Origin of the sequence: Mammaliicoccus sp. C-M13, from assembly GCF_022386845.1 — a bacterium.
In the GTDB taxonomy this organism is placed as follows: Bacteria; Bacillota; Bacilli; order Staphylococcales; family Staphylococcaceae; genus Mammaliicoccus; species Mammaliicoccus lentus.
The window spans coordinates 147910-173530 of sequence record NZ_JAJNHQ010000004.1 but is presented as its reverse complement, the minus strand read 5'-3'; the positions used below and the strand labels follow the sequence as shown (position 1 = coordinate 173530).

Sequence of the window (25621 nt, the reverse complement as noted above, 5' to 3'; positions counted from 1 at the left end):
CAACTAGTTGATAATCAAAGTATAACATATACCCCTATAGGTATATGGTAAAATGATTTTTTGTTGATTTTATTGTTCAATAACTACAATCATGGTTAACAATAAATAGTGATAACAAGCCTTCCAAGAACTTTATAAAAAAGAAATGTTGATAAAAATTGGAGCTGAAAATAATGAACAACAAATCACTTATTTTTTTATTTCAAAAAACTTTTCAGCTATTCTCAAAAATAAAGCCCAGGACAATTATTTATGTCCCGGGCTTTTCTATTTAATACGCAATACCGACTCTCGATTTAACATACTCATCGTTTTTCAACTGTTGATAAGCGAATTCTGCAGTATCTGGTACGGAGATTTTAACGCTATCTTCAGGTAAATAATTTTTCTCTGTTCGATATTCGCCTGTTCGTTCTCCATCAGGTAAATACGTAGGACAAACAATTGTCCATTCAAGGGATGATTGGTCGAGAAGTTCATATACTTTACGGTGTTCTTCCGCTGCACGAGTCGTTTTTCTTTTGGATTCGTTTGATTCATAACGAAGAAGGTCGCGGTCAGTTCTACTTTGTAATATACCAGCGGTGCCTATAGTTATGATACGCTTAATATTTTCTTGTTCCATCGCTTCAATAATAAGAGGCATAGCTTCTGTTAATGTAGTTGTACCATCAGTACCTAATGCACTGAATACAACATCTACACCTTTTATTGCCTGAGCAATATCATCTTTGTTTAACACATTGCCTTCTATAATATTGAGTTGATTATAGTTAGTATTTAATTTTTCTTTATTACGAACTAATACATTTATATGGTGATCGTCATTAATCGCATGATTTAAAATCTCATGACCAACACGACCAGTTGCTCCTAAAATTAAAATATTCATAAATTTATATGCTCCTTTTCAGTTATATAAAAAGTGATTTTAGATTGATGTATATAATATCAATGATATCATACAAGAAATTGAACAAATATGAATAATAGAGGGTATATATTAAATAAGGATAAAACTTTTGGCTATTTTAATATGTGTTAAAATAATAAATATAATAAAATGGATATTTAAAATAGAACATTCAAAGTGCATATGGGGTCTTAAATTATGGAAAATAACTTATTTTTAAATATAAATAGTAATGAAAAATTAGTGCTAAAAGAAATTTTTAATCATCAAAATATTTCACGCACAGAAATATCAAAGAATCTAGGAATTAATAAAGCGACCATTTCTAGTATTTTAAATAAATTGAAGAGTAAATCTTTAGTGCGCGAAGTTGGTGAAGGTGACAGTACGAAAAGTGGCGGAAGGAAACCGATCTTACTTAAGGTTAATCATCTGTATGGCTACTTTATTTCGTTAGATTTGACGTATAGTTCTGTTGAAGTGATGTATAACTACTTTGATGGTAATGTGATTCAACACGAATCTTATAAATTACCGAATGACAATGTAAGTAGTATATTAGATATTTTGAAAGAGCACGTTGATGTTCGTGAGAAACATAACACTATTCACGGTTTATTAGGTATGTCTGTATCTATACATGGTGTCGTTGATAATGATCAAAATGTCATTTATTTACCATTCCACAAGACAGACGGGGTTTCTATAACAGAAATGCTAAAAGAATTTGCCCAAGTTCCTGTTATGATCGAAAATGAAGCGAATCTTTCTGCATTGTATGAACGTAATTTTAAGCATAGTTTATCGATTAATAACCTTATAGCGCTTAGCATTCATAAAGGTATTGGTGCGGGCTTAATTATTAATAATAAATTGTATCGCGGTGCCAATGGTGAAGCGGGTGAGATTGGAAAAACACTTGTATCAAAAGTAAGCAATAATGTGGAAACTTATCATAAGATTGAAGATATTTTTTCTCAAGAAGTTTTACTACAAAATTTAAGCCATCAATTAGGTGAGACGTTAACACTTAGTAAACTAATTCAATATTATAAAGAGCGAAACTCTGTAGTTGTGCAAGAGATGGAGCAATTTATTAATAAGATTGCTATATTAATACATAACTTAAACACGCAATTTAATCCAAATGCTTTTTATGTTAACTGTCCGTTAATCAATGAAATGCCAGAAATTTTAGAAGAAATTAAAGAACAGTTTAAACAGTATTCTCGAAATGAAATTCAAATCAAGCTAAATTCTAATGTGAAGTATGCTACTTTGTTAGGCGGAACTTTAGCAATCATTCAAAAAGTGCTACAAATTGAAGACATTCAATTAGATATTCATATTTAAAAAGAACTTGTTAGAAATCTTATATAAGATTTCTAACAAGTTCTTTTTTTAATGTAGAAAGCGTTTACATAAATGATAGTATATGATATATTATTTTTAAAGTTAGTTTGTTTAATAAACTAACCAACTATCATTAGGAGGATTACAATGACATATTTCGACATAGATAAAGTAAAATACGAAGGTTCAAAATCACAAAACATTTATAGTTTTAAATATTATAATCCGGAAGAAAAAATAGGCGATAAAACGATGGCTGAACATTTAAGGTTTAGTGTCGCTTATTGGCATACATTTACTGCAGATCTTTCAGACCCATTTGGTGTAGGCACGGCTGAACGTGAATGGGATAACTTAAATGAGATGGACAAAGCTAAAGCAAGAGTGGATGCTATTTTTGAATTCATGGAAAAATTAAATCTTGAATATTTCTGTTTCCACGATATTGATATTGCTCCTGAAGGTTCTAATTTAAAAGAATCAAATGAAAACTTAGACGTAATAGTCGATCTTATTAAAGAAAAAATGGACGAGACGGGCAAGAAATTATTATGGAATACTACTAATAATTTCACACATGAACGTTTTGTACACGGAGCAGCTACATCTTCTAACGCTGAAGTATATGCATACGCTGCAGCGAAAGTGAAAAAATCTTTAGAAATTGCTAAAAAGTTAGGCGCAGAAAACTTTGTATTCTGGGGTGGTCGTGAAGGTTATGAAAGTTTATTAAATACCGATATGAAGTTAGAACTAGATAATTTAGCAAACTTCTTCAAAATGGCTAAAAGTTATGCTGAAGAAATAGGATTTGAAGGACAATTCTTAATTGAACCTAAACCTAAAGAACCAACTACTCATCAATATGATACAGACGTTGCAACAGCTCATGCTTTCTTACAGAAGTATGACTTAGATGATGTATTTAAATTTAATATTGAAGCAAACCACGCTACTTTAGCAGGTCATTCATTCCAACATGAACTAAGATATGCACGCGATAATCAAATGTTAGGATCAGTGGATGCCAATCAAGGTCATCCTCAACTAGGTTGGGATACTGATGAATTCCCTACAGACGTGTATGACACGACATTAGCGATGTACGAAATACTTAAAAATGATGGTTTAAGCCCAGGTGGTCTAAACTTCGATGCTAAGCCAAGAAGAACATCATTTAAACAAGAAGACTTACTATTAACGCATATTGCAGGTATGGATACATTTGCACTTGGATTAAGAGTCGCTCATAAAATGATTGAAGATAACTTCTTCGAAAATATCATTAATAAAAAATATAAATCATTTAGTGAAGGTATCGGTAAGGAAATTGTAGAAGGAACAACTTCATTTAAAGAATTAGAAAAATATGCACATAAAATAGAAAAAATTGAAAATGAGTCAGATCACTTAGAAGTAATAAAATCACAAATCAATCAATATATTCTAAATATCAATAATGGAGAATGATAATTATGACTTATGTAATTGGCGTTGATATTGGTACAAGTGGATTAAAGTCCATAGTTGTTAATAAAGATGGTAAGGTTGTCGACTCTCATAGCATCAGTTATAAAACGACGCATCCAAAGTTTGGTTACAGTGAAATGGATCCAGATGTTTGGTACGAAGCAACAGTGAATAGTTTAACGCACTTATTAAAGAAATTTGATAAACAATCAATCACAGGTATTAGCTTTTCAGGACAGATGCATGGATTAGTCGTTGTTGACGAATCTGGTGATAGTATAAGGCCAGCTATTTTATGGAATGATACACGTACTTCACAAGAAGTGGAAGAAATTAAAGAAACTTTAGGTATGGAATTCTTACTTAAACAAACACAAAATACTGTACTTGAAGGTTTCACACTTCCGAAATTAATTTGGCTAAAAAATAATGAACCTAATAATTATAAAAAGATTCATAAATTTATGTTGCCGAAAGATTATGTTGTCTATAAATTGACGGGTAATATTTTCACAGAACCATCAGATGCTGCTGGAACGATTATGTATAATATCAAAACTGAAAAATGGTCTGAAACATTATTAAATCAATTAGATATTGATTCGAACATTTGCCCAGAAGTGATTCCTTCTCATCAAAAAAGTGGTGTGTTAAAAGAAGATATTAAGAATCAATTAAATATTGACTGGGAAATAAATATTTATCAAGGTGGCGCAGATAATGCCTGTGGTGCACTTGGTTCTGGTATAACAGATGAAACAAAACAACTTGTAAGCATTGGTACATCGGGGGTTGCACTTTCTATTGAGAACAGTGAACATTACGAAAATGACGGTAACATGCATTACTTTAGTCATTGTGTGCCAAATCAAAAGTATATTATGGGTGTTACGCTTTCAGCTGGCTATAGTTTAGAATGGCTAAAGCAATTGCTTAACCCAGATGAAGACTTTAGTACATTCTTACAAGATATTTCACAATCCAAAATAGGGGCAAATGGACTCTTGTATACACCATATCTATTAGGTGAACGTACACCGTATAACGATGCATCTGTCAGGGGTAGCTTTATTGGGCTAGATGCTAATACATCGCAAAAGGATATTAAACGTTCAGTACTTGAAGGTGTTACTTACTCTATTAATGAAAGTATCGAGATTATGAAAAATCAAGATGTCGATATAAAAGAAATTGTTTCTATTGGTGGAGGCGCAAAAAATGAAGAATGGTTACAAATACAAGCGGATATCTTTAATGCGCCTATTATTACTAGGACAGAAGAACAAGGGCCAGCATATGGTGCTGCAATGTTAGCTGCAATGGGCGAAAACTGGTTTGATACATTTCAAGATATTAGCCAATCATGGATTAACTATCATGAAAAAGTCACGCCAGATTCAAAAAATAATGAATCATATCAAAAATTATTTAATATATATAAACAAATTTATACTGCAACTCAGCCACTAACGAAAGACTTAGCTCAATTTAAATAACGAATTAGGGAGATGGGATAATGAGTAGTTATGATAATAAGAGATTTATCTTTAAAATTGCACTAATCGCAACGCTTGGTGGGCTATTATTTGGTTATGATACAGCAGTAATTTCTGGGGCAGAACAATCATTACAAAAGTATATTACATCAGGTTATGGTAGTTTTATTCACGGAATAACAGTATCAAGTGCTTTAATTGGGTGTATTATAGGTGGATTATTGTCTTCAAATATTTCAAGAAGTTTAGGTCGTAAAAAATCTTTACAAGTTGCTGCAATCTTATTTATAGTATCAGCAATTTTATCAGGATATCCAGAATTTCTATTCTTTGATGCAGGACAATCAAGTTTAGGGTTGTTAGTCATGTTTAATATATACCGTGTTATAGGTGGGATAGGAGTAGGCTTAGCTTCTGCTATTTCTCCAATGTATATTAGTGAAATTTCTCCTTCATCAATTAGAGGACGACTCGTATCTTGGAACCAGTTCGCAATTATATTTGGTATGTTAGTCGTATACTTTGTAAACTATGGTATTACATTTGGTCAATCACAAAATTGGGTTGATGTAATAGGTTGGCGTTATATGTTTATGACTGAAGCAATACCAGCTGTCGTATTCTTTGTATTGCTATTCTTGGTACCAGAAACACCTAGGTATTTAATATTAGCTAATAAAGATAAAGACGCATTAACTGTTCTGAATAAAATTTATTCATCAAATGAGCATGCTAAAAAAGTATTGAAAGATATATTATCTACAAAAAGTAAGAAAAATGATACAAAAGCACCATTATTTAGTTTTGGTAAAACAGTCATTATCATCGGAATATTACTATCTATATTCCAACAATTTATTGGAATAAACGTAGCACTTTATTATGCACCGAGAATTTTCGAAACCCTTGGTGCAGGTAGTGATGCTTCAATGATTCAAACTGTCGTTATGGGATTAGTAAATGTGGTATTCACATTAATTGCTATAATTTATGTTGATAAATTTGGACGTAAACCGTTACTTATCATTGGATCAACAGGAATGGCTATCGGTATGATAGGCATGAGTATATTAACAGCAAATGGAATATTCGGTGTAATCACATTACTATTTATGGTCATCTATACTGCTTCATTTATGATGAGTTGGGGTCCAATTATTTGGGTATTATTATCAGAAATATTCCCGAACCGTATTAGAAGTAGTGCGATGGCTATAGCAGTAGCAGTTCAGTGGTTAGCGAACTTTACAATCACATCAACTTATCCATTTATGATGGATATCAGCGGTACAATGACTTATGGTTTTTATGCAACAATGAGTATATTGTCAGGAATATTTGTTTGGAAATTCATACCTGAAACTAAAGGTAAAACTTTAGAAGAACTAGAAAGTATATGGGAAAAAGATAAGCCTAACGAGAATAAACAAACTGAAGAATACGGAAATGTACCGTATGAAAATACAGTTACGAAGTAGTAAAGAGGCTGGGACATAAATACATGTCTCAGCCTCTTTTATTATAATGGCAGTAGCTGACTGGATTGAAAATGCGCTTATATCAAGTTTTTTCCAACCCTAGCCATCCTCGCTGGGGCGAGACTACGAAATCTATTTATTAAAATGAGATTTCTGTCCCGCTCCCTTTTGTTATTATATTTTTTCAATATATTGGTCTTCATGTTCTACATCTTTACCAACTGGCTCCCACTTAATAACAGTAGTAATAATTAAACCAAGTATAGGCACAGCGGCTAAAAATAGCATTGTATTATTTAGTCCGAAGTTAGCTAAAATAATTGGGAATATAAATGTTCCAAACATACTGCCGAATCGACTAACTGATTCAACAAATCCGGTACCTTTACCTCTTAAAATAGTCGGATAAGATAAGGCTCCAATTGCTTTCCCTTGTGTGCCTGGACCACCTGCATGACCGAATAGGAAGAATGCTACCATGAGTGCAATTACCCATGTATATGTGTGTCCGTAAAAGAATCCGATGACTAACATTGAACAACCTACAATACTAAAACCAATCATCGTTAGTTTGCGTGCGCCGTATTTAGTTGTCAGTAATGCACCTACTAAACCACCAATGATACCAGCAACGTTAATCAAAGCTGTACCTGATAATGATTCAATTTTATTGTCACCAATAATGTATATAGCAATTAAAGGAATATATAATCCAATTGCATAATACTGCATCCCTTGCAATGTAGCTATTGAAGTCGCTAATATTGTTCTTTTACGATAACGTTTGTTGAATAATGTTCTTAAAGGATGTTTTACTTCTGTTTTACGGTAAGATTCATCTTCACCTTTATTCGGTTCAAGTTTCACTTTAATATTGTAGTTCTTTTCAAGTTCTCTTGTAGCTTGAGTAAGTGTTTTGTTTTTCATGGACCAAGTAGGACTTTCACTTAAATAAAAAAGTCTCAAAACTAGTATAATCGTTGCAAATACAGCACCAAGACCTACTGAATAACGCCATAACCAAGTGTCAGTACCTAATTCATATAGCAGAATCACAATCAGTGCAGATGATACCACTGCAATATACCAGACAACTTGCCAATAATTGACGTTACGACCTTTATCCTTTTTATTACTGATTTCTGCAATGAATGTGAAAGCAACAGGGCTGTCCATACCGATTGCAAATCCCATCAATAATCTGAAACAGAGTAATATGAATGGGGTAGGCGATAACGCTGCACCGAGAGCGCCTATAATTAAGGAGATTAATGAAATGGATAGGATAAGCTTGCGGCCCAATTTATCAGCATAAAAACCACCAATAGCTGCACCAATTAAAGCACCAAAAGGCATAGCAGTCATAACAAAAGATAAATATGTTGCGGATAAATTAAATTCTTCTGTAAGCTGATCAGTAGCTGTACCTAAAATCGTTAAATCGTAAGCGTCTAAAAAAATAGTCCCTAATACTATAATAAGTAGTAGTGACGTACGCTTTGTTGTTTTTCGCTCATTTACATAATCGACGATATCTTGTTTCGTATGTATTGTGATTGTTTCATTTGTCATACCCGTCCCCTCCTAAAAATATGTTTGCACACTTTAATGAAGATACAAATATGTTGAATCAGAAGCTGTTTATAGTAAATATATACCCTTTGAGTGTAAATGTTAAATGATAAAAGTTATGAGTATAAATAATATTACCCGAATAACTATGTATAAAAATTAACTACCTTACCGATTTATATATCATTCGCTTTATTGTACAGTTTCCTGTACAGCAATTCGAATGGTTTAGATGAGTATTCTTAAAATAGAGAGAGATTACGCTAAACATATGAGGGTATTTGTTAGAATAAGAGCTATTTTCGAGGGGGTATTTTGATGCATAATGAACGCCAACTTTACGATAAAAAACATAGGTGGTCCGGACTTATGTTTGGCTTTGGTTTAGCGGGTTTTATAGACGAAATGGTTTTTCATCAGTTTTTACAGTGGCATCATTTTTATGATCAAATGACGAGAGAAGTAGGCTTATTTTCTGATGGTGTGTTAAACGCAATGTGTGGATTTTTTATTATTTTTGGTTTGTTTTTATTGGCAGATGCGAGACGGAAATTCAGCACGAATTGGATATTTTGGATTGGTCGAGTATTAATGGGAATGGGTACATTCCAGGTATATGACGGCATTATTAATCATAAAATTTTGAGAATGCACCAAATTCGCTACGTAGATAATGTCATTACTTATGATATAGTTTGGATTGTTACAGGTTCTTTAATGATTATCGTTGGGTATTTAATGTCTCGAAAAAGAGAGATGATAAAGCATGATAATTCTTAATTCTTTGCCTATTGTTATCATAGCGTTATCCTTAATTGGTTCGTATATTGGAATGGCATTGAAAGAACGAAGTTGGCCATTTTATAGAACGTGTTTATGGGTAATTGGTGTTTGTAGTGGTTCAATTGTAATGATTGAACCAATGGCGAGTTTAATGCATCATCATTTTGTTAACCACATGTATGGGCATATACTATTAGGAATGTTAGCACCCCTTTTAATGGTGCTTGCAGCTCCGATAACGTTGTTATTAAAATCATTACCTACAAAAAGCGCGAGAAAATTAACTTCGTTTATGAATACTGGTTACGTCAAATTTATAATGCATCCAGTAACAGCACTTGTCTTAAATACTGGCGGTTTATGGTTATTGTATAGGACTGATTTATTCATGTACATGCATCATTCTGCTTTAATTTATTATTTAGTTCATATTCATATTTTTCTAGCAGGATACTTATTTACGTCTATCATGCTATATATAGATCCAGTACGAAATCCTTATTCATTTCGTTACAGGGCTATTGTTATGATGATTTCAGTCACTTTGCACCAAATATTATCTAAGTCATTTTATCCTTATCCTCCTTCAGGGGTAGAGACGAATCAAGCAGAAAAAGGCGCAATGGTCATGTACTATGGTGGAGATGTAATAGAACTCGTTATTATATTTTTAATGTGTTTAAAATGGTATAAAAGTGTGAGGCCGAAAAGAATAAATCAATATAATAAGCAGAGTAGTAAAAGGCTCAATGTTTAAGGATTTAAAATTTTGTTTTGTGTATCGGAGATGTATGAATGGGTAAAGCACGTTTAATTATAATGCCATTATTTATCAGTTTAATACTTACATGTATTACGTATTTTTTATTCGTAATTATTGATTTAATAACAAATTACCATACTGCTGACTTGTTATTAAACGTAGATTTTGTAAGAAATTATCAAAATATAACTTTAATAGAAGAATTGAGTTATCATTTTTTAACTACTTTCATAATAGTAATTATCACTATAGTTATTTACGTTAATTTCAATAAATTGAAAATTATTTTTTTAACAACTCTCTTTATTATATTTACTGTTTTATATCCAATTCTTATAAAAATGTCAGAAAGGGATATATTTCAATATAGCTTAAATGAACATGTTATTTGGATAGTGGGTCATATATTATTTCTATACTTGTTAAACATTATTGTGACACGTAGTTACTTGAAGTGATTAGTAATAAAAAACCTGAAAAATCTTAAAAGATTTTTCAGGTTTTATTTAATATAAAAGCTTTATTATAGAGTGATAACCTGTGGTGTCTCTACATCGTCATCATTCATAAGTTTTATAGTTTTAGGTTTAATCTTTATAACGCATAAATCTGGATCTTTTTTAGAATCAAAGAATGTTTTATCTTGGTTTTGCCATAACCAATCTATTGTTTCTTGATCTTCTATAATTTCTGCGTCAGCATCTATTTCTAAAAAGCTATGGTTCGTTGTTTCATTATATCCTAGTAATACATGTGCATTCGGATTATCTCTGAATTCTTCAACTTTTGTCGTTTCTTTGCTTGTTTTTGTATATAGTGTCAAATCGTCGTTATAAAACATCATGTAACGACTGTTTGGTACGTTATGATGAGCTGTAGATAATACACCTACTCGTGATTGATTTAAAATGTTTTCAATTTTATCTTGGATTTCAGTTTTATCCATTTCTATCACCTCACTGTAACTATACCCTGTATATATGAGTTAAATCTTAAACGATACTTAGCATACGTTCTAATGACTGCTTTGCATAATATGCCGTTTCTTCATCAACTTTAATGATGTTTTCAAGATGACCTTGTTGTATTTTGTCTAGGCACCATGCTAGATGTGGTAAGTCGATTCTATTCATCGTTAAGCATGAACACATAAGTGGGTTAAGTGAGTTTATGGTGATATCAGTATATGTTGTTTTTAAACGGTTAACGAGATTCATTTCAGTTCCTATTACCCAATTAGAGCCTTTTGGAGCGTTTTTAATCTTGTCGATAATATATTTAGTAGACCCCGCGTAGTCTGCCATTTGAACAATGTCGAATTGACATTCAGGGTGTACGATGACATTTACATCTGGATCTTTTTTACGTGCTTGTTCAATGTGTATTGGATAAAATTTTTCGTGAACGGAACAATGACCTTTCCACAATATAATTCTAATATTATCTTCATTGCCATCATAATCTAATACCTTTTGAATAGGGTCCCAAACTGCCATTTCATCAAGGTTTATTCCTAGTTTATATGCTGTATTGCGACCTAAATGTTGATCAGGTAAAAATAAAATACGCTTACCTTGGTCCAATGCCCACTCTATAACGCTATCAGCATTGCCACTTGTCACACAAGAACCACCATTTTCTCCTACAAATTTTTTAATAGCTGCTGTAGAGTTAACGTAAGTAAGAGGTAAAATGTTATCACCTAAACGCTGTGTTAATACTTCATAGCCATATAATGCCTGGTCGATATTTGCCATATCTGCCATTGAACAACCTGCAGATAAATCTGGTAAATATATATTTTGATTATCGTGCGTTAGTATGTCTGCAGTCTCAGCCATAAAATGTACACCGTTAAATACAAAATATTTAGCTTTTGTATTTTCTTTACATATTCTTGCTAGTTCTAAAGAGTCTCCCATTATATCTGCAAACTGCGCGACTTCATCTTTTTGGTAATGGTGTGTTGGCATAAATAATTGGTCACCTAATTTAGTTTTGATTGTTCGTATTTTCTCTTCTAGTTGTTCGGTTGTCATATTTAAATATTGATCTGGTATAGACTGTGCTTTTTCTATTGTAGGATTAAACAATTAAATAACCACCTTTGCTGAAATGTCTAATGCTTGTTGATTGTAAAATAAAGAACCTATCGAAATATAATGAACACCTGTTTGAGCATATTCTAGAACATTATCAATATTGATGTTTCCAGAAGCTTCCGTCTTAATATGACTAGGTACATCTTGAATATGCTGTGCTATCCATTCAGGTTTGCAATTATCAAACATAATGATATCTACCTCTGCTTTAATTGCTTCTTGTAATGAATCTATATCTTCTATTTCGATTTCTATTTTATCCATTGGACCGACTAGTTGCTTTGCTTTTGACACGAGGTCTTGTATAGATTCGCTAAAACTAATATGATTATCTTTTAACATCAATCCATCATTTAAAGTTCGACGATGATTGTATCCACCGCCCACGTGAACAGCATGTTTTTCAAACATACCGAGACCCGGTGTTGTCTTTCTTGTATCAACTATTTTAACGTTTGTATTTTGAACTTTTTGTACGATGTGATGAGTTGATGTGGCAATACCTGACATGCGTTGTATTAAGTTTAAAGTGATGCGTTCCATCGTAAGTAAAGTTTTGATAGAACCTTTTATAATTGCGATTTTTTGTCCTTTTTCTACAATTTCACCGTCTTTAACTAATATATTCGTATGAACATTACTTTCAATTAGTTTAAAGCTTTCTTGAATAATAGTTTCTCCACAAAAAACACCTTGAGCTTTACTGATAAGAGTTAATTCACCTTTTTGATTTAAATCAAAAACACTTGAAGATAAATCACCATAATGATTATCCTCAAGGTAAAATTGTTTGAGCTTTTCTTGGACATACAACTTGTTTAGCATGAAATTTATCCTCCATTGTGATTTCTATATCAATAGTTTGTAATTGAGGTTGGCTATGCGGGTAATCCGTTCTAAAATGAACACCTCTAGATTCATTTCTATTTAAAGCTGATAAACTTACCATTTCTAAAGTTTTTATTTCTACATACCTTTGCCAATTTTCTTTATTCCATTCATCTGTAACCATTGAATTTCTAAGACAAAGTTGAATATCTTTTAAGTAACGTTGTATATTTTGGCCATTACGTTCTATACCTAATACTTCAAAACTTTGATTTCGTAACGCATGAAAATCTTGTGCTGTAATGAGAGGTATTTGTAACCTACATAGTTGAATGCTTTGTATTTCTCTGTTTGAAGAGTTTTTTATTTTTCTTCCACAAAGGTTTCCCATAACAAGACCTTCTAAAAGTGAATTGCTAGCTAATCGATTAGCACCATGAAAATTTGTATTGCAGGCTTCACCAATAGCATAGAAGTGTGGTTCTTCAGTTGTACCGTCTAAATGCGCTTTAACGCCACCCATTGTATAGTGTGCACCTGGAGAAACAGGTATCAATTGATTATGATATGCATCCGGAAAATGTTTAACTAGATTTTTATATATCGTTGGAAATCTAGTAGGGAAGTGGTCAATATGTTTTATGTTGATATAACATTGGTGACCTTCTTTTTGTTGCTGGAAAATAGCTCTACTCGTCACATCTCGTGGTGCTAAACTACTAAGCGGATGTAAGTCGTTCATAAACTCGTGACCAATTTCATTGACTAATATACCGCCGTGCCCTCTTACTGCTTCTGAAACTAAGCCATATGTTTCGTTGTTAGTGCCTAGTAAAGTCGGGTGAAATTGTATCATTTCCATATGTCTTAGATGGATGTTGCTATGATATGCAACTATATGACCTGAGTTTATTGTTTGAGATGCGCTAGAATTGATAGGAAACAAGTTACTGTAACCACCAGTAGCTAAAATCACGTCATGAGCGATGATTTCTAATTTGTTTTCATGCTTATCAAGCGCAACGACACCGGATATTTCATGTGAAACGTCTCTTAATAAGTCAATCACTTCAGTTTCTTCGTAAATAGTTAAATTTTCTGACGGTAAATGTTGAATGAGATATTTAGTAATATAAGAACCTGTTTGATCGCCTCCTATGTGTAGAATACGTGCTTTCGAATGAGCACCTTCCATAGCAAAATCTAAAGAAGTTTGTTCGGATTTTTTATCAAAATTTAAGCCATCATCTATCATCTCTTGGATAATGTTATGGCTTTGTTGAATCATTGATTGGATGATGCTTAAATCACCTAATTCATTTCCAGCAGTATATGTATCTTGTATATGTGCGTTCCCATAATCATTTTCATATTTTGAAAAACAAATACCGCCTTGAGCTAAATTGCTATTATGCATATTAAGTTTATCTTTCGTAATACAATGAATTTGGACATTTGGACCTAAGGCTTTAATGGCTGATAATGCAGCAATTCCTGAACCTATCACTATAACTTTTCTCAAGTTTACACCTTACTTTACATATATGTTATATTTTATATACATTATATTGACACATGTAAAGATAAATAACAAGGGGAGTTTTGAAATGATTTATTTAGATAATGCATCAACTACGATACCTGATAATGAAGTGTTAAGTGTATATCAAGATGTTCAAAGAGAAGCGTTTTATAATGGAGAGAGTTTACATATAGGTGGACAACATACAAATCAGTTATTAGAATCATGTAAACAATATATTAAAAAATATTTTGAAACTGATAAGGAAGTTATTTTTACAAGAAGCGGTTCTCATGCAAATGAAATTGCAATACGTAGTTATTTAGAATATCAAGAAAGAGGAACGATACTTGTATCACCATACGAGCATCCTTCTATACATGCTGCATTAGAAATGTATAAGTCGAAATTCGAAATTTTAGACTTACCTTTAGACGGTAACGGAGAAATTGATGTGGAGAGAACAACAAAATTGGTAATGGATGAAGTTGTTCTTATTATTGCACAACATGTGAATTCAGAGACTGGGTATATTTTGCCGATAAATGATTTGAGTAACATTGCAATGGAAAATCATATTCCTATACATGTTGATGGCGTTCAAGCTGTTCATAAATTAGAAGATATAAACGTACAATTGTTTACTTCATATGCTTTTTCTAGTCATAAATTTCACGGAACTAAGGGCTCGGGTAGCTTGTTAATAAACCACGAATATGTAAAACCATTAAATGATTATTACTTTCATGAGATGAATACACAAAATGGCACGATAGATTCACCAAGTATTGTAGCCATGACAAAAGCATTATCGATTGATGATGATATTAATCACATGAAGAAAATGAAACAATATTTATTGAATCAAGCTGTCGAATTAAGGTTTACACCCATAGTATACAATGTGGAAGCACCTCATATTTTAGCTTTACTTTCTCCAAAGTTTGAAGGGCAATATATTATGCAATACTTATCTAATCGAAATATATGTATATCGACAGGTACAGCTTGTGGTCACGGAGCATTGTTAAGTGACGGTTTACAAGTTAAAATAGATACAATAGCAGAAAAGACGTATTACCAATATATTCGTTTTTCAATTAGTAAATATACGACAAAAGCAGATATAAATAATTGCTTTGAACATTTAAAAACAATCTTAAGAGGAGACTAGCGACATGAATAATCCCTTTAATCGCAGGAAAGCAATTCTGCAGTTACTCGAATCAACAAATGAGCCAATTAGTGGTAAACAGTTGAGCCAACAATTTGGTGTTTCACGACAAATTATTGTGAAAGATATCTCTATTCTCAAATCTCAAGAACATATTATTAATTCTACAAGCAGAGGATATGTGATTAATAATACGCCTCAAGGTAAAGAGTATAAACGTGTTATTGTATGCCAGCATAACAATGAAAGAATGGAAGAAGAACTACAATTAATTATAGATAACGGGGCCATGATTGATGATGTGGCAATTGATCATCCTGTGTATGGGAATATAAAAGCAAACTTAATGATAGAAACACAAGACGATTTAGATAAGTTTATACATGCAATGAATAAATTTGAAGGACAAATGTTAGCTCATTTAACGGACAATGTACATTTGCATACGATTTCAGCGCATACTGAAAAGATTCTAGATAATGCTGTTAGAGATTTAAAAGCACATCAATTTATAGTGGAATAAAAATCAAATTTTAATCTATAAAAGCACCTCCATATTTTTCGTATAATAACGAACTAATATGGAGGTGTATTATTTTTATATACTAAAAATAATTATTTGAATTATTTGAATTTTTCATTACTATTTTATGGATTATTGTATATAATATGTTTATATTACACAAATAAGGGGGATTTTTAGTGAATTCATGGTTTAAAAAATTAACATGTGTTTCTTTAAGCACAATAATAGCACTTCCTTTTTTATCACAAGGCGCTTCTGCTAACCAAGTCGCACCAAATGAAAATCGTTTACTTGAAACTTTAGAACAAGAAGGTGTTATTGAATCTACGAATACGCCTGAAGAAAAAGAAGAAAGATTAAAACGATATATGGATGGTAAAGGAGAACAATATCATCAAAAATACATACCTAATAAAGGACTTTTTGATAAGCGCTATAAAAAAGGTAATAATGGTAAACGTTTAGGTCAATTGAACAAAAATGAAAAAGAAATGTATAAGAAAAAGAATAATGGTAAACGAGTAGATAAAGTTCAAGAAGAAAAATATACTGGTAAAGTTCGTAAAGATAAAGTATTAGTTATAGCAATGGAATTTCCAGATTATCCAAATAGCTCTATTACAAAAGATGAAACAGATATGTATTATGACGAATACCCTGTTTCTCATTTTCAAGATATGGTGTTTGGAGAGAAAGGATATAAAGGCCCAAATGGTAAAAACTTGATGAGCATGAAGCAATATTATCAAAATCAATCAGGTGGCAGCTATGATATAGATGGTCAAGTACACGGTTGGTATAAAGCAAAACACCCAGCTAGTTATTATGGGGGTAACGCACCAGACGAAGGTGGTAGCGATAGTAAACCGAAAGAATTAGTGCAAGAAGCATTGGAACAAGCAGCAAAAGAACCTAGTATCGATTTAAGTGATTATGACCAATGGGATCGTGATGATATAGATGGCGATGGAGTGTATGACGAAAAAGATGGAATTGTCGATCATATCATGATTGTGCACTCTGGTCCAGGTGAAGAATCAGGTGGTGGTAAACTTGGAACAGATGCAATTTGGTCACATAGATGGTCGCTTGATTTTGATGAAAAAGGTGAGCCTTATACAATACCAGGAACTAATTCAGGATTAGACCAATTTGATGGTAAATTAGCAGCTATTGATTATACGATACAACCAGAAGATGGGGCAGCCGGCGTATTTTCCCATGAATACGGACATGACTTAGGATTACCAGACGAATATGACACAGAATATACAGGTAAAGGTGAGCCGGTATCATTCTGGTCAATTATGTCTTCAGGCAGTTGGGCTGGTGCAATACCAGGAACAGAACCTACTGGGTTTGATCCATATATGAAAGAAATGTTGCAAGAACAACACGGTGGTAATTGGCAAACGGGAAGTGAAATTAATGCAAGTGAATTTAAAGGTGAAACTTCAGAGTTAATAGATGAAGCAGCAACGAAAGGTACGAATAACGACGCAATAAAAGTTAATCTTCCTGACAAATCAACTCTGCTCCAAAAACCTGTACAAGGTAAGCAAGCATATTGGAGTGGCGCGAAAGATGATACACAATATTCGATGGAAACAGATTTAGACTTAACTTCAGCTAAGACAAGCGAGTTAAACTTCAAAACTTGGTACGATATTGAACAAGGGTTTGATTATGGTTACGTACAAGTATCAACAGACAACGGTGAAAATTGGGAGAATATTAAAGGCAATATAACAAACAATGATGATCCAGAAGGAAGCGGACAAAACCAAGGTAACGGTATAGACGGTAAATCTAACGAGTATAAAGATGCTAAATTTGATTTATCTAAATACGATGGTAAAAAGATTAAACTGCGCTTCTCATACGTTACAGATAAATATGAAACATATCCAGGCTGGTTTATCGACCAAATTAAAGTAACATCAAAAGATGGAAAAGAAATATTAAATGATGATGCAGAAAGTGAATCTGATTTTGAACTACAAGGATTTACCCAAAGTGATGGAAATCGCTACGATGAAAATTATTACTTATTACAATGGAGAAACTATACTGGACCAGACAAAGGATTAAAGAACATTAAACGCGGTGGCGGAACGATGGCTTATAATACCGGATTAACAGTTTGGTACGTAGATAAAAGCTTTTCTGATAATAATGTAAAAGACCATCCAGGACAAGGATTTATAAGTATAGTGGATGCAGATCAAAACACATTAAACTGGAAGAAAAAAGGTCTCAAAGATGACCCGGCAGCAACGCAATTCCAAATTAGAGATGCAGCATTTAGCTTAGATCACCAACCAAAATTAAAATTAAAAAATGAAGAAGGATACGAACTACACGATAATAAAACGAAGAAAAATCCATTATTCGATGATAGCCAAGACTATTCAAATAAAGGGCAAGAAGACGCAGGCGTCTTAGTGCCAAACCATGGTTTAAAATTTGAAGTAGCAGCAAAAAGTAAAGACAATTCAGTAGGGAAAGTAAAAATCACAAAATAAAGTATAGATAAAAAGAGCTTGAAATAACTTTAAAAAGTCGTTTCAAGCTCTTTTGCCTTATCAAGAAATACTTGTGCGGCTTTGGAGAAGCTATGGTCTTTTCTCCATACGATGTTATGTTTTGCTATAAGTTCTGGTTTGAATGGTATGAAGCATAAGTCGCTTTCTTCTGATGTATTAATGATGCTGTCTAAAGTTAATGCATATCCTACGTTTTCTTTAACCATCAGTCCAGCGTTATAAGCTAAGTTAAAAGTAGATACAATATTTAATTGGTCGAACATATCTCCAAACCATCCTGTAAATTCATTATTAATGATAGTTGGATCGATTGCTTGTCTAGAACATAATAATGGTAAGTCTATTAAATCATCTTTAGTGACGGTTTTATTTTTTGCTAATTGACTATTTCTTTTAGCGACTGCTCCCCATTTATCGTATGAAGGTAATGTTAATGCTTTATATTTTGTTAAATTAGCAGGTTGTATAAGGATACCGAAATCTAATAAACCTTTATCTAATCTATTTGCAATATCATCAGCATTACCACTGTATATGTGTAAATTGATATTCGGGTAGGTAGTTTGAATATTTTTAAAGATTTGAGCAATAAACTGCATACCTTTCGTCTCGCCACATCCTAAATAAATATCGCCTTCTACTTGTTTATCTATCACTTTAAATTCATCTTGCATTTTTTGTGACATAGCTAGTAATTCTTCGGCCCTCTTTTTAAAAAGTTGTCCTTCTTCTGTTAAATGTATATTGTGATTGCTTCTCTTAAATAAAGATACACCTAGTTCTTCTTCTAAATTTTTAATTTGTCGAGATAAGGTAGGTTGAGTAACATGTAATGAATTCGCGGCTCTTGTAATGTTCTCTTCTTTAGCTATGGTGACAAAGTATTTTAGTATTCTTAATTCCATTTATACACCTCGTTATACCTTTTAGGCATTTCTAATGATGATTTAAAAGTATTTGTTATAACTCATTTTACACACTACACTTTATATATCAAGAAATTCAGGAGCGGTGATGTATTGAAACATAATAAATTGGTTATTCTTATACTCACTATAGGTGTATTCGGTATTTTGAACACAGAGATGGGTTTTATTGGACTCATACCTATTATTGCAGATGCGTTTGATGTAAGTGTATCAACTGCAGGATGGCTTGTTTCTAGCTTTGCTATAGGTATAGCAATATCAGGTCCAGTTATGCCTTTGTTATTATCAAAAATAAACAGAAAGAAAGTTATGATGTTTGTACTTGTCATTTTTATTATTAGTAACTTTGTAACATTATTTACATCAAGCTTTACAGTATTATTGATTGCTCGAATAATTCCGGCTATATTTCATCCAGTATATATATCATTAGCTTTTTCAGTCGCTGCTGATTCAGTAGATAAAAAAGATGCACCTAAAGCGGTGGCACGTGTATTTATAGGAGTATCAGCGGGGATGGTTGTAGGTGTTCCAATTGTGAATTTCTTAGCTACACAATTTAATTTACAAGTAGCTTTATTATTCTTTGCAGTAGTTAATATAATCGTACTTATTATGACTTTGCTCTTTGTTCCAAAAATGTCAGCGAAAACTTCAACAAGTTACGGTGGTCAACTAAGTGTATTGAAACGCCCTTTAACATGGATTTCAATTACAGTATCATTTCTATTTAATGCGGCAGTATTTGGTGTATACAGTTATTTAACGGATTATTTAAATATTGTTACACAAGCATCAAGTAGTTCAGTAACTGCAGTGCTGTTTCTGTATGGAGCATCTAATATAGTAGGTAACATTATAGCGGGTCGTCTATTAACGAGTATCCCCAAAAAAGCTATATTTTTCTTGCCAATTGGGCTAATCGTAACTTATATACTTATGTTTAGTTTAGGAAAATACTTTGCTTTAATGATTGTTATTTCAATAATATGGGGAACATTAGCAGGAATATCTGCTAACGTTACACAATATGTCATTACATCGTCGGCTCCAGATGCACCTGACTTATCAAATGGGATCTTTCTATCATCTGTAAACTTAGGAACTACAGTAGGGACTTTCTTAGGTGGTATTTTTATAGCGTCATTAGGATCTAACTTTGTTATATTAGCTGGAATATTAATAAGTATACTTAACATTGTATTCGTAATCATTAGAAATAAAAAAATTAATTCTTTATGATTTTCATGTAGTAAATATAAAACAAATATAAGACAACCACACCAGTAAACAAAAATATTATTCCTAACACTATATTGTTTTCAATAAATAAAAAACTAATAGCTATTAAAATAGTAGAAATTAACAAACAAGTATTAAAAATTTTGATAACAGTATTAATTTTATTTGCAGGGATTTTCTCTGGTTCAATACCTGAGATTATATTGAGGTTCTTTGTTATTGATATGTATATAGAAAGAATTATTGAAACAGTAATTAACACGATTGCAATTATTAGATCAGTAAGCATTGATATACACCCTTAATATTTATTGAGACAAAAGACTAATCAATATTAGTATATTCATACTAACACTGATTAGTCTAGTGTTCGCAATTATCAAAATGAAACAAAAAAATAACCATCCAACTTTGGCGGATGGTTATTACAAAATCACATAAAGGCACCGTCTTTCGAACGTGCTTGTCAGGGTAACATGTTTGCGCATGTTACTCTTGTATCTTATTTATTCAATGTTGAGTTTTATTCCTCTTTTGTTAATTCTAACGTGTCGTCTTCATTACCGTATTGTGTTGGATTTTCTATGACTAATTTATCACCTTTAACTTTATAATTTAATTTCATCTGTTCTCCTTCTAAGCTAAAGGTCATAACTTTTTCATCAGGATTAATGTTACCATCAATTGTTCCATCACTTTCACCTATACCTAAAAACCCTTCAGATTCCATTGCATTAAGGTGTAATGAAGCATTACCTGAATCACTGTCTGCAGTAATGCTCATATCGTTATTTGAATAAGTACCATCAACTTTACTACCACATGCAGTTAATAAAAATAAGCTTGATAAACAAAGAATGAATAACTTGTTCATTATTAATACCTCCTATATTCTGGTTGTTTTCTATTATTTAATAAATCATTATTGTCACTCGCATATGCACTGGCCTTTCTACTATTATTCACAGCATCAGCACTTTGAGCAGCTGCTATTTCAGAGTTTTGTCTAGCGGCATATGCATCAATTGCAGCTTGTTCTGTATTACTAATCATAACTTGCTGATTCTGTTCCATACGTGCTCTATGTTGTTCAGTTTCATATAAATTAATTGCTTCTTTTAAGTTATCAGCTCTACCATCTCTTAAATATATAAATAAATTTACAAGTGCATTTAAGTGAGAGTATGAATTTGGAATACGCTGATATTCAGAAGATTGTAAAATAAGATTATTAATCCTTGGGATAAGTTGTTCAGAATTTTTGATTTGATTTAAACTAGGTATTACAACAGTATTTTCTAGTTCATTCATTTCATTTTTGTATTTTTTTGTGGCAAAAGGTTTTAATTTAAATTTTTTAAATAAAATAATATAAATTAAAAGAATGACGAAAAATTTCCAACCTATAAAAGTAAAAAATAATAGTGGAAGACATACCCAATTTAATATGATCATTTGCTTGCGACGATGTTTATAATTGATTGCTTCTTTTTCATTGGCTATTGTATTTCTACAAGCACGTATAGTATCTTGTTCAGCTATAACTTTTTGATGTGCATTAATTAAAAATCCTAAATCATGCAATGTTTGTTCCTTATTCAACATTTTCATCTCCTTTAACTATATAGACCTTTTATTGTTTCTAAACGATCAATAAAGCTATTGATATAAGACTTTGGTGCTAACATACGTGCTAAAGGTGCAAGTTGGTAAGCGATATAATAGGCATCTAAATCAGTGCATGATACCTCAGTAATAATTTTATTGCCTTCATTTTTTAAAATTTTTTGAATAGAATATTGTTGTTCAAATTGTTTCCAAATAGATTTGTCTATTTCAAATTTGAAAGGTTTATTATTCTTGGCTTCGTCAAATTTTGATTCTAATAATCGGATATCAAGAATATCTCGAACTTTAATAGTATAAATATTATTTTGATATTCATATGTAAACCAATAGTCATAATGCATATATATTAGTGATAAAGGCTTTATTACAATTTTTTTATCTAAAGTAATACGTACCATTAATTTTTTGGCGATACTTTTTTGCAAAGTCATAAGGTGTTCACCAGGTAAAATATCGGGACGTATATTAAAATGATTTAATACGCTTTTTAACACAAATTTATCTTCTAAACGATTTTTAGAAATTTCATCCAAGAATAAATTGTATACATTATTATGTAGAATAGGTGTTAAACTTTTAATTGTAATTAATAAACTTAATAAAGCTAAACTATTTTTCGAATAAGAGCCATTAGAAAGTTGATAACCATCTAAGTTACGACTATATACAACTTTTGTATGTTTATTATTCCAATAATCACTTTCATAAAAGAAATTATTTAAATCATTGATATCTCTTTGAATCGATTTGCTTGATACCCCAGCAATTCTACTAAACTCAAAAGTATTTACTACATCATCATTTAATAAACGAGTAAGTAGTGTTAGTACACGTGTCGCTTTATCCAACGTAAACAACTCCTAATATATAATATAAAAATTAAAATGGACAAAATGTGTCTTTTTAATAAAAAAATATCATAAATAATAAATTGTAACAAAAATGATATTAAAAATAATCACTTAATTTATATTTTCTAAGCGTTGAGATATTACCTGATAAAAATTAGTTAATGAAATTTCTTGATAAATAAGGTTAATAACTTCTGAAACATTTTGATTTTTAGTGGTATAAGGTAATATATTATTTTGAGATAAAGAAGCATTTTGAGACTTAAATGAATACAAATATGGAGCAATCTCCTTATTAAAGTTGATGTCGAGCTTTTCGCATATTTTTTGCATAACATTTACCCAATCTTTAATAGAACGAAGAATTACTTTTGGTTTATTCTTAATGTCTTTTTCATTTAAAATACAATTAATTATCTGTTTCGCAATAAATATACTACTTGGTAATTTATCAGTTTTTACTTTCAAGTCATTTTTATTTTTACTCCGGTATGGTACAAGTTCTACACTACATATTCTCATAGTGCTTAAATGAAAATAAAATTCATTTTCAATGTCATAGTTAGAGCTTGAATAACTTTTTAATTTATTTATTTTATCGAACATATTTTTATAATAAGTATTTACTTCTCTAAAAGGCTTATTAAAAGATTTACTAAAATATAAACTATAATAATAAGCTACTTTTTTTATTTCTGTTTGCTTTTGATCTAGAATAGGCACTGATTCGTTATGTAGTTTATATAAACTTTTAAGTTCTTGAGATATAACATTATCTTTAGAAAAGATGTGGTTTTTATAATCTTCAATATTTATAAAGAATTCGTGAGCTTCTAAATTATAATCATTTTGACTTTCAGCTAACTCATTCTTGATATATTCATTTACAGATAAACATTTATTAGCTTGGCTATTCGACATATGACTCTTAGGGTTAAATAGTCCAATGATGATTTTTGCATTTTCAAGATTACCTAACACTTGATTAGGTATGCCCCAATCAGCCGCTTTGCAATTATCGGTATTGATAAAAGGTTTATCTTCATCATGAATCCAAGAAAATTTGTTATTTAGGTTATTAATATTTTCATTTTTTAAGTTAATATACTGCTCAGATATATTATTAATATTTGTCTTATTCCAAAATTCTTCGATATTATTCCACGTATTATCAAATAATGACATTATTAGTTCTTCCTTTCATATAATTTTAGTTATAAGAAATTTAATTTAAAATTTATTTAATTAACTAATAAAAATAAATTAACATTTCAAAAAGACATATTGTGTCCTTTTGAATAATTAATGCCATTTTAGTTTGATAAATTCTGCTATTTCTATAAAATATAACCAAAATAAAAATTCGAAAAAATAAAAATACTTTTGCATATGCAAAAGTATTTTTATTTAGTGGTAAATTCATCAATTTTATATAATTTATTATAAAAAATTACCGCTCAACAATTTTTATATTTAATTCACTTGTTTATTTAAATTATGTCTATGAACGAGAATGTTAAGTTAGTATATTTACTTCTTTAACTATCCGATCTAATTGTCTAGTTGTTATTACACTTTGCATATTTAGTAATTTAACATCTTCATATAGTGAATCTACTTCACTCATTGAACCTTGGACTTGATTCATAATTTTAATGTTTAAAATTATTTTCAGTAAAGGGTATGCGATAAATTTAAATTTCTTAAATAGTGTAGCTTGTGCTCTTGGGATGATTTTATAGTTACTGTGTTCTAATAATAAGTGTATTTCGTTGTATGAATTTATGATTTTCTTAATAAGTTGCTTTTGTCTTCCTTTATATTGATTTTTCAACATTATACCAGTATTCAGAGGTATAATCATTGCTGCATGTGACATAAGCCAATCCTCAAAGTTTGCTTCGTAAGTTAATTTTATAGATAAGTCTTTAAATATCTCATCAAGTATATTGTGAAATGGTATTTGTCCTTCAAGATGACTTACTTTTAACTCTCCGGCATTAAATCTAAGAACAGTTGTTTTTGTTTTATCTCTATTACCGCCAGTCATTAAAAAGCCAAAAGAAATATTTTTGTCTGTATTTGATTGTTCAAGAACTGTTTTACGAAGTTTCTGTGGATTAGTGTTATTCCCGACAAAAATAATGTTTTGGGTAATGTTTTTTGCTAATACAGGTACAACGGAATAGAAGTCCGAGTATTTCATTGTCACAAATATAATGTCATATTGGTCAGTCTCAGATAATTCACTTATATAGTTAAAATGGTCGATTGAATTTTTCTTTTGTAGAAAGTGCTTTAATCTGACACCTCTTTCTTGTAGGCTTTCGTAAGTCTTACCTCTTGCAAGTATAGTAATATTATTGTCACGTTTGTTTAGTGCATGTGCCAAAAATTGTCCTTGAACACCAGCACCATATATGAGTATATTCATTCTTGTTCTC

At 31.3% G+C, this 25621-nt stretch carries 23 protein-coding genes; 11 read left to right on the top strand and 12 right to left on the bottom strand.

Translation table 11 applies throughout. The features are described 5' to 3' along the window. Positions 1-271: 271 nt before the first annotated feature. Positions 272-892, bottom strand: a complete 621-nt coding sequence (locus LQ615_RS04950) for an NAD(P)-dependent oxidoreductase (protein ID WP_103269233.1) — start codon at positions 890-892, stop codon at positions 272-274. 219 nt (positions 893-1111) lie between these two features. Here LQ615_RS04950 and LQ615_RS04945 point away from each other — a divergent pair, with 219 nt between their 5' ends. The 4 genes from LQ615_RS04945 to xylE all read left to right on the top strand — a co-directional run bounded on the left by LQ615_RS04945 (position 1112) and on the right by xylE (position 6710). Continuing rightward, positions 1112-2266, top strand: a complete 1155-nt coding sequence (locus tag LQ615_RS04945; RefSeq protein ID WP_103269232.1) for an ROK family transcriptional regulator — start codon at positions 1112-1114, stop codon at positions 2264-2266. 147 nt (positions 2267-2413) lie between these two features. Next, on the top strand, positions 2414-3736 hold the full coding sequence (xylA, locus tag LQ615_RS04940) for a xylose isomerase (RefSeq protein WP_103269231.1): 1323 nt from the start codon (positions 2414-2416) through the stop codon (positions 3734-3736). A gap of 5 nt (positions 3737-3741) precedes the next feature. Beyond that, a complete protein-coding gene (gene xylB, locus LQ615_RS04935) occupies positions 3742-5232 on the top strand; it encodes a xylulokinase (protein WP_103269230.1) in 1491 nt (496 codons plus the stop codon). A 20-nt stretch (positions 5233-5252) separates the two neighbouring features. Continuing rightward, positions 5253-6710 carry a D-xylose transporter XylE gene (gene xylE, locus LQ615_RS04930; protein ID WP_064204730.1) on the top strand — a complete coding sequence of 486 codons (1458 nt, stop codon included), beginning with the start codon at positions 5253-5255 and terminating at the stop codon, positions 6708-6710. Between the two features lie 174 nt (positions 6711-6884). Here the strand turns inward: xylE and LQ615_RS04925 are convergent, their stop codons facing one another. Next, complete coding sequence (locus tag LQ615_RS04925) at positions 6885-8282, bottom strand: MFS transporter (RefSeq protein WP_103269229.1); 1398 nt, start codon at positions 8280-8282, stop codon at positions 6885-6887. A gap of 318 nt (positions 8283-8600) precedes the next feature. On the opposite strand from LQ615_RS04925, the gene LQ615_RS04920 reads away from it, so the two are divergent. Continuing rightward, positions 8601-9062 (top strand): DUF2243 domain-containing protein, encoded by a 462-nt coding sequence (locus tag LQ615_RS04920; RefSeq protein ID WP_017000043.1) that lies wholly within the window; start codon positions 8601-8603, stop codon positions 9060-9062. Continuing rightward, a complete protein-coding gene (locus tag LQ615_RS04915) occupies positions 9049-9822 on the top strand; it encodes a cytochrome c oxidase assembly protein (protein WP_103269228.1) in 774 nt (257 codons plus the stop codon). Before LQ615_RS04920 ends, LQ615_RS04915 begins: the two co-directional genes overlap by 14 nt. 529 nt (positions 9823-10351) lie before the next feature. Here LQ615_RS04915 and LQ615_RS04910 read toward each other — a convergent pair. Genes LQ615_RS04910 through LQ615_RS04895 form a run of 4 tightly spaced genes read right to left on the bottom strand, consistent with a single transcriptional unit; the run spans position 10352 to position 14280 of the window. After that, the gene (locus tag LQ615_RS04910; RefSeq protein ID WP_239703724.1) at positions 10352-10774 is read right to left on the bottom strand and encodes a pyridoxamine 5'-phosphate oxidase family protein; all 423 of its coding nucleotides are present in this window, start codon (positions 10772-10774) and stop codon (positions 10352-10354) included. A 46-nt stretch (positions 10775-10820) separates the two neighbouring features. After that, entirely contained in the window at positions 10821-11921 is a 1101-nt protein-coding gene (gene nadA, locus LQ615_RS04905; protein WP_239703725.1) for a quinolinate synthase NadA, read from the bottom strand. After that, positions 11922-12755, bottom strand: a complete 834-nt coding sequence (gene nadC / locus LQ615_RS04900) for a carboxylating nicotinate-nucleotide diphosphorylase (protein ID WP_064204735.1) — start codon at positions 12753-12755, stop codon at positions 11922-11924. Continuing rightward, positions 12706-14280, bottom strand: a complete 1575-nt coding sequence (locus LQ615_RS04895; RefSeq protein ID WP_239703726.1) for an L-aspartate oxidase — start codon at positions 14278-14280, stop codon at positions 12706-12708. The genes nadC and LQ615_RS04895 overlap by 50 nt, the downstream gene beginning before the upstream one ends. An 85-nt stretch (positions 14281-14365) precedes the next feature. Between LQ615_RS04895 and LQ615_RS04890 the strand changes: the two genes are divergently transcribed. The 3 genes from LQ615_RS04890 to LQ615_RS04880 all read left to right on the top strand — a co-directional run bounded on the left by LQ615_RS04890 (position 14366) and on the right by LQ615_RS04880 (position 18505). Next, a complete protein-coding gene (locus LQ615_RS04890; protein WP_239703727.1) occupies positions 14366-15454 on the top strand; it encodes a cysteine desulfurase family protein in 1089 nt (362 codons plus the stop codon). 4 nt (positions 15455-15458) lie between these two features. After that, the gene (locus tag LQ615_RS04885) at positions 15459-15977 is read left to right on the top strand and encodes a transcription repressor NadR (RefSeq protein WP_064211441.1); all 519 of its coding nucleotides are present in this window, start codon (positions 15459-15461) and stop codon (positions 15975-15977) included. A 179-nt stretch (positions 15978-16156) separates the two neighbouring features. After that, positions 16157-18505, top strand: a complete 2349-nt coding sequence (locus LQ615_RS04880) for an immune inhibitor A domain-containing protein (protein WP_239703728.1) — start codon at positions 16157-16159, stop codon at positions 18503-18505. 29 nt (positions 18506-18534) lie between these two features. On the opposite strand, the gene LQ615_RS04875 is transcribed toward LQ615_RS04880, so the two are convergent. Further along, positions 18535-19431, bottom strand: coding sequence for a LysR family transcriptional regulator (locus LQ615_RS04875; RefSeq protein WP_103269220.1), 897 nt, complete (start codon positions 19429-19431; stop codon positions 18535-18537). A gap of 114 nt (positions 19432-19545) precedes the next feature. Here LQ615_RS04875 and LQ615_RS04870 point away from each other — a divergent pair, with 114 nt between their 5' ends. Then, positions 19546-20697 (top strand): MFS transporter, encoded by a 1152-nt coding sequence (locus LQ615_RS04870; protein WP_239703729.1) that lies wholly within the window; start codon positions 19546-19548, stop codon positions 20695-20697. A gap of 143 nt (positions 20698-20840) precedes the next feature. Further along, positions 20841-21002 (top strand): hypothetical protein, encoded by a 162-nt coding sequence (locus tag LQ615_RS04865; RefSeq protein ID WP_239703730.1) that lies wholly within the window; start codon positions 20841-20843, stop codon positions 21000-21002. A 218-nt stretch (positions 21003-21220) separates the two neighbouring features. Here LQ615_RS04865 and LQ615_RS04860 read toward each other — a convergent pair whose 3' ends face one another. The 5 genes from LQ615_RS04860 to LQ615_RS04840 all read right to left on the bottom strand — a co-directional run bounded on the left by LQ615_RS04860 (position 21221) and on the right by LQ615_RS04840 (position 25611). Further along, entirely contained in the window at positions 21221-21571 is a 351-nt protein-coding gene (locus tag LQ615_RS04860; RefSeq protein WP_239703731.1) for a hypothetical protein, read from the bottom strand. Between the two features lie 2 nt (positions 21572-21573). Beyond that, on the bottom strand, positions 21574-22302 hold the full coding sequence (locus LQ615_RS04855) for a hypothetical protein (RefSeq protein WP_017000015.1): 729 nt from the start codon (positions 22300-22302) through the stop codon (positions 21574-21576). Between the two features lie 11 nt (positions 22303-22313). After that, entirely contained in the window at positions 22314-23174 is an 861-nt protein-coding gene (locus tag LQ615_RS04850) for a WYL domain-containing protein (protein WP_017000014.1), read from the bottom strand. Positions 23175-23288: 114 nt separating this feature from the next. Next, the gene (locus LQ615_RS04845; protein ID WP_239703732.1) at positions 23289-24362 is read right to left on the bottom strand and encodes a hypothetical protein; all 1074 of its coding nucleotides are present in this window, start codon (positions 24360-24362) and stop codon (positions 23289-23291) included. Between the two features lie 331 nt (positions 24363-24693). Beyond that, the gene (locus LQ615_RS04840) at positions 24694-25611 is read right to left on the bottom strand and encodes a ketopantoate reductase family protein (protein ID WP_239703733.1); all 918 of its coding nucleotides are present in this window, start codon (positions 25609-25611) and stop codon (positions 24694-24696) included. Positions 25612-25621 lie beyond the last annotated feature (10 nt).

Coding starts and splice junctions, on each gene's coding strand:
- LQ615_RS04950 (WP_103269233.1), bottom strand. CDS start 892: ATGAATATTTTAATTTTAGGAGCAACTGGTCGTGTTGGTCATGAGATT.
- LQ615_RS04945 (WP_103269232.1), top strand. CDS start 1,112: ATGGAAAATAACTTATTTTTAAATATAAATAGTAATGAAAAATTAGTG.
- xylA (WP_103269231.1), top strand. CDS start 2,414: ATGACATATTTCGACATAGATAAAGTAAAATACGAAGGTTCAAAATCA.
- xylB (WP_103269230.1), top strand. CDS start 3,742: ATGACTTATGTAATTGGCGTTGATATTGGTACAAGTGGATTAAAGTCC.
- xylE (WP_064204730.1), top strand. CDS start 5,253: ATGAGTAGTTATGATAATAAGAGATTTATCTTTAAAATTGCACTAATC.
- LQ615_RS04925 (WP_103269229.1), bottom strand. CDS start 8,282: ATGACAAATGAAACAATCACAATACATACGAAACAAGATATCGTCGAT.
- LQ615_RS04920 (WP_017000043.1), top strand. CDS start 8,601: ATGCATAATGAACGCCAACTTTACGATAAAAAACATAGGTGGTCCGGA.
- LQ615_RS04915 (WP_103269228.1), top strand. CDS start 9,049: ATGATAATTCTTAATTCTTTGCCTATTGTTATCATAGCGTTATCCTTA.
- LQ615_RS04910 (WP_239703724.1), bottom strand. CDS start 10,774: ATGGATAAAACTGAAATCCAAGATAAAATTGAAAACATTTTAAATCAA.
- nadC (WP_064204735.1), bottom strand. CDS start 12,755: ATGCTAAACAAGTTGTATGTCCAAGAAAAGCTCAAACAATTTTACCTT.
- LQ615_RS04890 (WP_239703727.1), top strand. CDS start 14,366: ATGATTTATTTAGATAATGCATCAACTACGATACCTGATAATGAAGTG.
- LQ615_RS04885 (WP_064211441.1), top strand. CDS start 15,459: ATGAATAATCCCTTTAATCGCAGGAAAGCAATTCTGCAGTTACTCGAA.
- LQ615_RS04875 (WP_103269220.1), bottom strand. CDS start 19,431: ATGGAATTAAGAATACTAAAATACTTTGTCACCATAGCTAAAGAAGAG.
- LQ615_RS04860 (WP_239703731.1), bottom strand. CDS start 21,571: ATGAACAAGTTATTCATTCTTTGTTTATCAAGCTTATTTTTATTAACT.
- LQ615_RS04855 (WP_017000015.1), bottom strand. CDS start 22,302: ATGTTGAATAAGGAACAAACATTGCATGATTTAGGATTTTTAATTAAT.
- LQ615_RS04845 (WP_239703732.1), bottom strand. CDS start 24,362: ATGTCATTATTTGATAATACGTGGAATAATATCGAAGAATTTTGGAAT.
- LQ615_RS04840 (WP_239703733.1), bottom strand. CDS start 25,611: ATGAATATACTCATATATGGTGCTGGTGTTCAAGGACAATTTTTGGCA.